This is a genomic window from Microcoleus sp. MON2_D5 (assembly GCF_036701905.1).
GTDB lineage: Bacteria > Cyanobacteriota > Cyanobacteriia > Cyanobacteriales > Microcoleaceae > Microcoleus.
The window spans coordinates 76,663-84,715 of the sequence record NZ_JAUBRM010000022.1 but is presented as its reverse complement, the minus strand read 5'-3'; the positions used below and the strand labels follow the sequence as shown (position 1 = coordinate 84,715).

At 45.8% G+C, this 8,053-nt stretch carries 4 protein-coding genes; 3 read left to right on the top strand and 1 reads right to left on the bottom strand.

Annotated features, from left to right (window positions below; genetic code table 11):
* The first annotated feature begins 81 nt into the window (after positions 1-81).
* Both QUA47_RS10610 and cheB read left to right on the top strand, forming a co-directional pair.
* Entirely contained in the window at positions 82-2,577 is a 2,496-nt protein-coding gene (locus tag QUA47_RS10610; RefSeq protein ID WP_333430711.1) for a hybrid sensor histidine kinase/response regulator, read from the top strand.
* A gap of 250 nt (positions 2,578-2,827) precedes the next feature.
* On the top strand, positions 2,828-3,913 hold the full coding sequence (cheB, locus tag QUA47_RS10605; protein ID WP_333430708.1) for a chemotaxis-specific protein-glutamate methyltransferase CheB: 1,086 nt from the start codon (positions 2,828-2,830) through the stop codon (positions 3,911-3,913).
* A gap of 147 nt (positions 3,914-4,060) precedes the next feature.
* Here cheB and QUA47_RS10600 read toward each other — a convergent pair whose 3' ends face one another.
* Positions 4,061-4,447: a response regulator gene (locus tag QUA47_RS10600; RefSeq protein WP_006631154.1), complete on the bottom strand. Its 387-nt coding sequence runs from the start codon at positions 4,445-4,447 to the stop codon at positions 4,061-4,063.
* 742 nt (positions 4,448-5,189) lie between these two features.
* Here QUA47_RS10600 and QUA47_RS10595 point away from each other — a divergent pair.
* Positions 5,190-7,997 carry a GAF domain-containing protein gene (locus QUA47_RS10595; RefSeq protein WP_333430707.1) on the top strand — a complete coding sequence of 936 codons (2,808 nt, stop codon included), beginning with the start codon at positions 5,190-5,192 and terminating at the stop codon, positions 7,995-7,997.
* The last annotated feature ends 56 nt before the right edge of the window (positions 7,998-8,053 follow it).

Below are 8,053 nucleotides of genomic sequence, written 5' to 3'. Positions count from 1 at the left end.
TGCTAAATATAATCTTTTCAATTTTCCTAACTTGAAAAGATTTGATGCCTTTTCACAATTCATATAGGATTGCTATATATGATGATTGAAGATCAAGAACTGCGAGATGTATTTAAGGTCGCTAGTCAAGAACACTTACAGAAATTAGACGACGGATTGCTGTACTTAGAACAACATCCGGCCGACTTAGCTAAGTTAGAACAATTATTGCGGGAAACCCATTCTCTTAAAGGTGATGCGGGGATGCTGGGAGTAAAAAATGTAGCATCTTTAGCTCATCAAATGGAGCATCTTTTGGAAGCGATCCAGCGGGGAGAAACTCAACTGAATTCGGATATTAGCGATCGACTTTCGCAAGGTTTAGACGCCATGCGGAAACTCGTTAACGAAGCCGTTACGGGCGAAGATTCCGGCGTTAATACATTTTACATCCTGGCTAGCATGATGGGTGCTTCTAGTCAGCCACAGCGACAGGCTGCAGCCTCAATAGTAGCTCCCTCATCTTCACAAGTACCAGAACAGCCGTTGGTAGAACCGCAATTTACTGAGCCTCCTACCCAAGAACTAGAAACAAATGTTGAAACTTCTGAAGTCCTTAACTTAGAGACAAATTCCTCTTTTTTACCCATACAATCCCCGCCCGAATTTCTACTGCAATCTCAAAACTTGGCGGCACCTTCTGGACCCGCCGCTACGTCTGCTTCGCAGTCGGCAGTTACTGCATCCTCAACCTCATCTTACCGCATTGAAACCATTCGCGTTGCTACTCAAAATTTAGACGATTTAATGACTCAAGCAGGGGAACTTGCTGTCACAAAAACTCGGCTAGGACACCGAGTTGCAGAGATCGAACAAATTGCAACTTTGTGGGAAGAGTGGAGCAGAGAATATTTTGTAACGAGCTTGACTGTCGATCGGATGCCAATAGATGACAACGGTATTAAAGCCAACGGTAAATTTAGCCAATTGCAGGATTACTATCAACGTACAGAAGAACGTTTAGAACGTCTCGGAACTTTAGTCAACCGCTTGAGAAATCGAGTTTATGAAGATACTGCCAGACTCGACTTAATCGCTGAGGCATTAGAATCAGGAATTCGCACTCTGAGACTGCTGCCTTTGTCTACTATTTTTAATTTATTTCCTCGCACTGTTCGAGACTTAGCAAAACGGGAAGGTAAAGAAGTCGCCTTAGTGATTGAAGGAGGCGAAACTACAGCAGATAAACGCATTTTAGAGGAAATGAAAGACCCTTTAATGCACATGATTAGAAATGCGATCGACCACGGTATTGAAACTGTTGAAGAGCGGGAAAAAATAGGTAAACATCCCGTGGCTACTCTCCGCATTAAAGGCTATAATATTGCTAGCAATATTATTATTGAAGTTGCTGATGATGGTCGAGGACTCAATTTAGAGAACATTAAACAAACGGCTATAAAACGTAATATTTGTACGCGCGAACAACTGGCAGAAATGACCGAGACTCAAGTACAATCTTTAATTTTTAGTCCTGGTTTTTCGACCAAAAAATTTGTTACAGAAGTATCGGGGCGCGGGGTAGGTTTAGATGTAGTTCGCACTAATGTTGAAGCCCTAAAAGGTAGTATTCAAGTAGAGTCCTTACCGGGGAAAGGATGCACCTTGAGGCTGCAAATAAGCACGTCTTTAGCTACAGCAAATGTATTAATTGTAGTAGTTGAAGACATTCCTTATGCTCTGCCAGTCGAGTTTGTAGAGACGGCCCAACAGGTGTCTCAGTCTGAGATATTTGCTATAGAAGGTAAGGAAACTATACTTTCCAACGGTCAGCCTCTGTCAGTTGCTCATCTGAGAGATTTACTAGAATTAAACCATAGACAAGGTTGGCAAAAAAATCGATATTTGAGACAGGAAACCGGGAGCGAAATTCTGAGAAAAAATTCCCCAGACTTCCTCAATTCAACTTATTCAAAAATGCCTTGTATTGTTTTGAAAGTTGGGGATGAAAGATTGGGATTATTGGTAGATGGTTTGATAGACGAACAGGATGTGGTGATGAAACCTCAAAGTCAGTTGCTGAAACGGGTGCGAAATGTTTCGGGTGCCACAATTCTGGGTACTGGGGAAGTTTGTATGATACTCAATCCCCACGATTTGATAAAATCTGTACGCCAGCAAGTTTCGTCCCGTGGGGTTTCTGGTGCGCGATCGCAACTTGAGACTGCCACCAGAAAACAAGTTATACTCTTAGCAGAAGACTCGATCGCCACGCGCACTCAAGAAAAGCGCATTTTGGAAGGTGCGGGTTACGAAGTTGTGACAGCGGTAGACGGATTGGATGCTTTCCATAAATTAAAAACTCGCCATTTTGATGCTGTGATTTCTGACGTACAAATGCCAAATTTAGACGGTTTGACCCTGACTGTTAAGATTCGGGAGCAAAAAGAATACAGTGAGTTACCGATAATTTTAGTAACATCTTTGGCATCCGATGAAGATAGAAAAAGAGGAGCTGATGCGGGAGCAAATGCTTATATTCCTAAAGGGACTTTCAATCAAGATGTGCTCATAGAGACACTAAACAGGTTAGTTTAGTCATTAGTCCTTAGTTATTAGCCATTTCTTATTTACTATTAATTAGCGAGGCCCAATGCCCAGTGCCCAGTGCACAATTACCATTGCATCGATTCCCAAGGCCCAATACTTTGACTACGCGCTTCCTGAGCGAGTCGTGCTTAGCTTAGTCGCTCGCGAAGCCGAAGGGAAGTAAGTCGAAGGGCAGTACAAGTCGCCCATTCCCAATTGCCCGTTCTCAATTGCTCATTCCCAATTTCCCCCCAAACTGATGTTATCGCCCATAAAAGTATTGTTAGTTGAAGATTCTCCAGTAGTTACAATCGTCCTCAAACGAATTTTTGAGTCCTCCCCCGAAATCAAAGTTGTAGGAACCGCTTGCAACGGGTTAGAAGCACTAGAATTAATCCCGAAACTTCACCCTGAAGTAATCTGTACGGATTTGAACATGGCACCCATGAACGGATTAGAATTTACGAAAGAAGTAATGAAGAAATATCCGCTACCAATTTTAGTAATTAGTGCTTCAGTACAAGCGAATGATACTCAGAATGTATTTCAAGTGTTAAATGCTGGTGCATTGGATGTTTTTCCGAAACCGATTGGTGGCTTGGTATCAGATTACGAGCGGCTAGGAAATCAATTAATAGCTAAAATTAAAATAGTCTCAGGAGTTAAAGTATTTACACGGCATCAAAAAATTATACAAACAGAAGATAATAACCAACTGGTAAAAATTAACCAAACACCAGTTGTTAATTACAAGTTTTCCCACGAAAATCTTAAATATCAAACTATTAAAGTATTGGCTATAGGAGCTTCTACAGGGGGACCGCAAGCACTATACGCCATTATTTCTAAACTTCCGGCTAGTTTTCCCGTGCCTGTAATTTGTGTCCAGCACATCAGTGAAGGTTTTTTGCAAGGATTAGTTGATTGGCTGGGTAATGAATCGAAACTGCCAGTTAAGATAGCTTCTTTTGGGGAATTGCCACAAGCAGGGACTGTTTATTTCCCGCCCGAAAAACGTCATTTAGAATTGGACTCTCAAGGGCGATTTGTTTATTCAGAGGCTGCTCCTGTCATGGGACACTGCCCTTCTGTAACGGTGACATTTAAGTCGGTAGCTAATTTTTATAGTCGTGCAGCAGCGGGGGTTTTGCTGACAGGAATGGGTAGAGATGGTGCTGACGGAATGTTGGCTATCGCTAAACAGGGCGGTTTGACAATCGCCCAAGACGAAGCTAGCTGCATTGTCTTCGGAATGCCCAAGGAGGCGATCGCCCTCGGTGCCGCCCAATATGTTCTACCTGTCAGTGCGATCGCTCCCTTACTCCTGGCTAAATTAAAAATTTAGGACTTACCCCGCAAATAGTGCACAATACCCCTATCCGGGACTGGTTAAAAAAATCGGGGATAAGAGAGCGCGATCGCAACTTTTTAGTTCATTAATTACTCAAATTACTTCATAATTACTCAAAACTGAATTTTTTTCTAAGTCCGATTATTTGATTTTGATAAACTTACCAATTACCTCGCGCAACTTCTCAGCATCAAACGGCTTAGTTAAATACTCTGTTGCTCCCGCCAAACGCCCCTGTACCTTATCAAAAGCTCCATCTCGCGCTGTCAGCATTACGATCGGCAAATTCTGAAACTGAGGCAAGCTCCGCACCGTGCGGCAGAGTTCCAATCCGTCAATACCAGGCATCGAAACATCGAGCAACAAAACAGAAATTTGTTCGTGATAAATCGTTGACAAAGCATCCACTGCATTGTCGGTTACGAGAACTCGAAACTCTTTGCTTAAGGCCTGTTTAACAAGTCCTTGCATCACGACGCTATCATCAACTGCCAAAATAGTTGGTACTTGACTGCTACTTGCAGACATATTCTTCTCCCTGTTTATTTATAGTTCTTGAAAATACAAAACATACTTCCGCCCGTCATTTTTTTAGAGTTGCCTCTGTGCAATAGTTGCCAACCCCGTTGGAACATTAGTAGAAAGTTTAGTCCTGTTTTTTTACATCAAACTCGAAAAAAGGGATTGGGAGAGTTGTCGCTCAGCGATTACAACAGTTGCAAAATGTGCATCTGGGCCCAGAAACCCTAGAAGGTCGAGTTGGAGTAACTATTGTTACAAAGTTTAACATCTTACCAATCTTTTGTAATTCATCTCCTAACTGTAGTTGAACGACCGTCTAAGGCACAGCTCGCTAAAGGACACTGGTATTGTGGCACACACCTCTGATTTAAATCTACCAGCAAGCCAGCTACCCAGGATTAGACAAGTTTGTTAAAATACAATTAAACTGATTAAAAAATTCTAGGTAAGCAATCGCGTTATATTTTGGAAAGCTGCTTCCTCTCAACAGAGGCTCTTAGATTTAGAGAGCCGGAGGTATTCAAAAGCATAGTCAACGGGAAGTATAATTAATATAGTCTTAAGATTTGGGGTACTCTAACTCCCATAACTCAAAAGTTTCCAGATCGGTCAAGAGGTTAGTCTGAATTCGGCGCAAGCAACCTGCGCCGAACTTGCGCCCAGAGTCTCACAGCACAGAATTCATAGCTTGTTTTTCAAGGGAAGTATTGAGAAGGGCGGTTGCCAGCAACTAAACCGGCAGTTACACATGATGAAAGCACCCTTGCCTCTTGGTAAAAAAGTGTTCAAGCTCCATAACATTGACTTGTATCCGCTTCTCGGCTCTGCTCCCGAGGCTTGCTTGGACAATTTAGTTGGCTTGGCAGCTCAGATTAGCCGAACTCCTATTGCTTTCTTGAGCTTGATTGACGGTAACCGCCACTGGTTGAAGTCCCAGTTAGGTATCGATCAAAGTTTGGCCCAGCGTTACCTGAATTTTTGCGATCGCGCCCTGGACACAATTTCCGAAGAGTTCGCAGTCGGTTCAAACTCAAACTCGGAATTTGACCAGGCAATCCCCCTGCAAAAACCGCGAGTTGCTCCCGAATCTGCGCTCGAACTCCCTATAAATTCCTTTAAAGAACTGCCTGCCGCCATTGTTCGCGACGCTTCCACAGACGTGAGATTTGGCGAGCATCCCCTAACGGTTTTCTACCCCTTCGTGAAATTTTACGCCGGCATCCCAGTCATGACCTCAGATGGGCAGATGCTGGGAGTGCTATCGGTCATGGACTCAGTACCGAGAGACTTGACAAAAGAAACCATAGAAGCTATCCAAGCTTTGAGTCGGCAAGTTGCGAGTTTGGTGGAGCTGCGCTGGCAATTAGTCAAAGCCCAGAAACAGTTGGCAGAGGCAGAAGATATCAGCTCGGACAGCCCGCAAATCTCGGAGTTAGTTTCTGGCTCGAACCCATCCAGCTTGTGTGCCGTACATACCCCACAGAGCAGCAGGAGAATATACGGCACAAAAAAGCTCCCGACGCTGGAGGAAACAGGCCAATCTCAATATTTGTGGGAAACTTCAGCGAGCATCGGGCGCGCGGACGATACCAAACAAATCCGAGAAATCTTTGTCGGTTCCGGGGACACATCGGATCGCCAACTAACGGCAGCGTCCCTACAAGAGCGAGCTCGCTTGGGAGCTCTGCAAGCTAAAGTCGGTGCAGCCCTCGGACAAGGTGGGAAAATATCGCCCATCCTCAACCGCTGCACCGAGGCAATGGTAGATTACCTCGACGCAAAAGAGGCGAGCATCTGGACGTTCAACCCGCAGACAGAGCAGTTAGAATTGCAGGCAGATTCAGGACTCAGCACCGAAGGGTGGGAACGGGAAATAAAAGATTGGGTGCGAGCAGAACCGGGAAAACTCCAAACGGCTCCTGTATGCCTACTGTCGAACCCGTCTCTCTGCGCCATTGCCTATCCGCTGATTGTGGAGGAGCGGCTGGTGGGAGTGATGGCTTTGTGCAGTAGCGCTTTGGCAAGCGACGGAGCGCTAGAAGTTCTGGGCTGCATGGCTAACGCCATCGCCGTGGCGATCGATCGCATCACGGCCCGAGAAGAATTGTTGAGCCGCCGCGAAGGCCTGCTCTTCGGCCTCGCCAGCCAGATGCGGAATTCCCTCGACCTCGACAAAATTTTAGATACGGCTGTCAACGAAATTCGCAGCTTGTTGCAGGTTGACCAGTGCTACTTTTTGTGGTATTCCATCTCGCAAGACGGGCAGCAAAGCTTTGCAATCACCCACGAGGCGGCAAATCCCGAACTGAAAGAGCGGCTTACAGAATACCCGATCGAACAAGTAACCCTGCTGGCCGAGAAAATTTGCCACCGCCAAACACTCCGGATCGGGGACGCGGCAACAGCACTGTGCATAGAACAGCCCACGCGAGATTTTTTGACCAGTCTCGGGATTTTTTCTAACCTGCTGCTGCCGCTCAAGACTCGCTCCGGGCAAATGGGTGCTGTAGTTTGCAACCATTACAGCAGCCACCGTTCCTGGACGACGAGCGAAGTGGAATTGCTGCAAGCGGTGGTGGATCAGCTGGCGATCGCGATCGACCAAGCCGAACTCTACGCCCAAACCCGGGCGGCAGCCTTAGCCGCTCAAACTCAAGCCCGCCAACTGACGGAAACTTTGCAGCAGTTGCAGCAGAAAGAAGCTCAGCTCATCCAAAACGAAAAAATGTCCTCTCTCGGTCTAATGGTCGCCGGCGTCGCCCACGAAATTAACAATCCGGTTAATTTTATTTACGGCAACTTGACTTATTGCAAGCAGTACATGAGGAATTTGCTGGATTTACTGCACTTGTATCAAAAGCACTACCCGGAGCCTTGCCCCGAAATTCTCGACAAAAGCGAAGAAATCGATGTTGATTTCCTAGTGCCGGATTTGCTGAAAATTCTGTCTTCAATAGAGATGGGAACCGAACGCATCCGCCAAATTGTCCTGTCTCTGCGGAACTTTGCGCGGCACGACGAAGCAGAGATGAAGCTGGTGGACATTCACGAAGGGATTGACAGCACGCTGCTGATTTTGCAGAGCCGCCTGAAGTCAAACGGACTCGTACCGGGAATTGAGGTAATTAAAGACTACGGCAACTTGCCGAAGGTAGAGTGCTATCCCGGGCAGCTCAACCAAGTATTTATGAATATTTTGGCGAATGCGATCGACTCTTTGGAAAATCAGCCCCCACCCAAGACGATCAAAATCTCGACGGCGGTGGTGGACCCAGACTCGGAGGCTGGTGAGTCAGGAAAGTCGAGCGGTCAAGTTGTGGTGATTCGGATTCAAGACAGCGGGCCGGGATTGGCCGAAAAAGCTAAATGCCACTTGTTTGACCCTTTCTTTACCACTAAACCTGTGGGCAAGGGTACGGGACTCGGCTTGTCTATCAGCTACCAGATTGTGGTGGAAAAACACGGAGGAAGCTTGAACTGTATCTCGAAACCGGGACAGGGAGCGGATTTCAGGATTGAAATCCCGGTAGCTCGCCCCCCTGCGATCAAAGAATAAACCTGCGGGCGATCGGTTCCAAAAACATTTTTTAAATTTTATTGTCAAAATGCTTG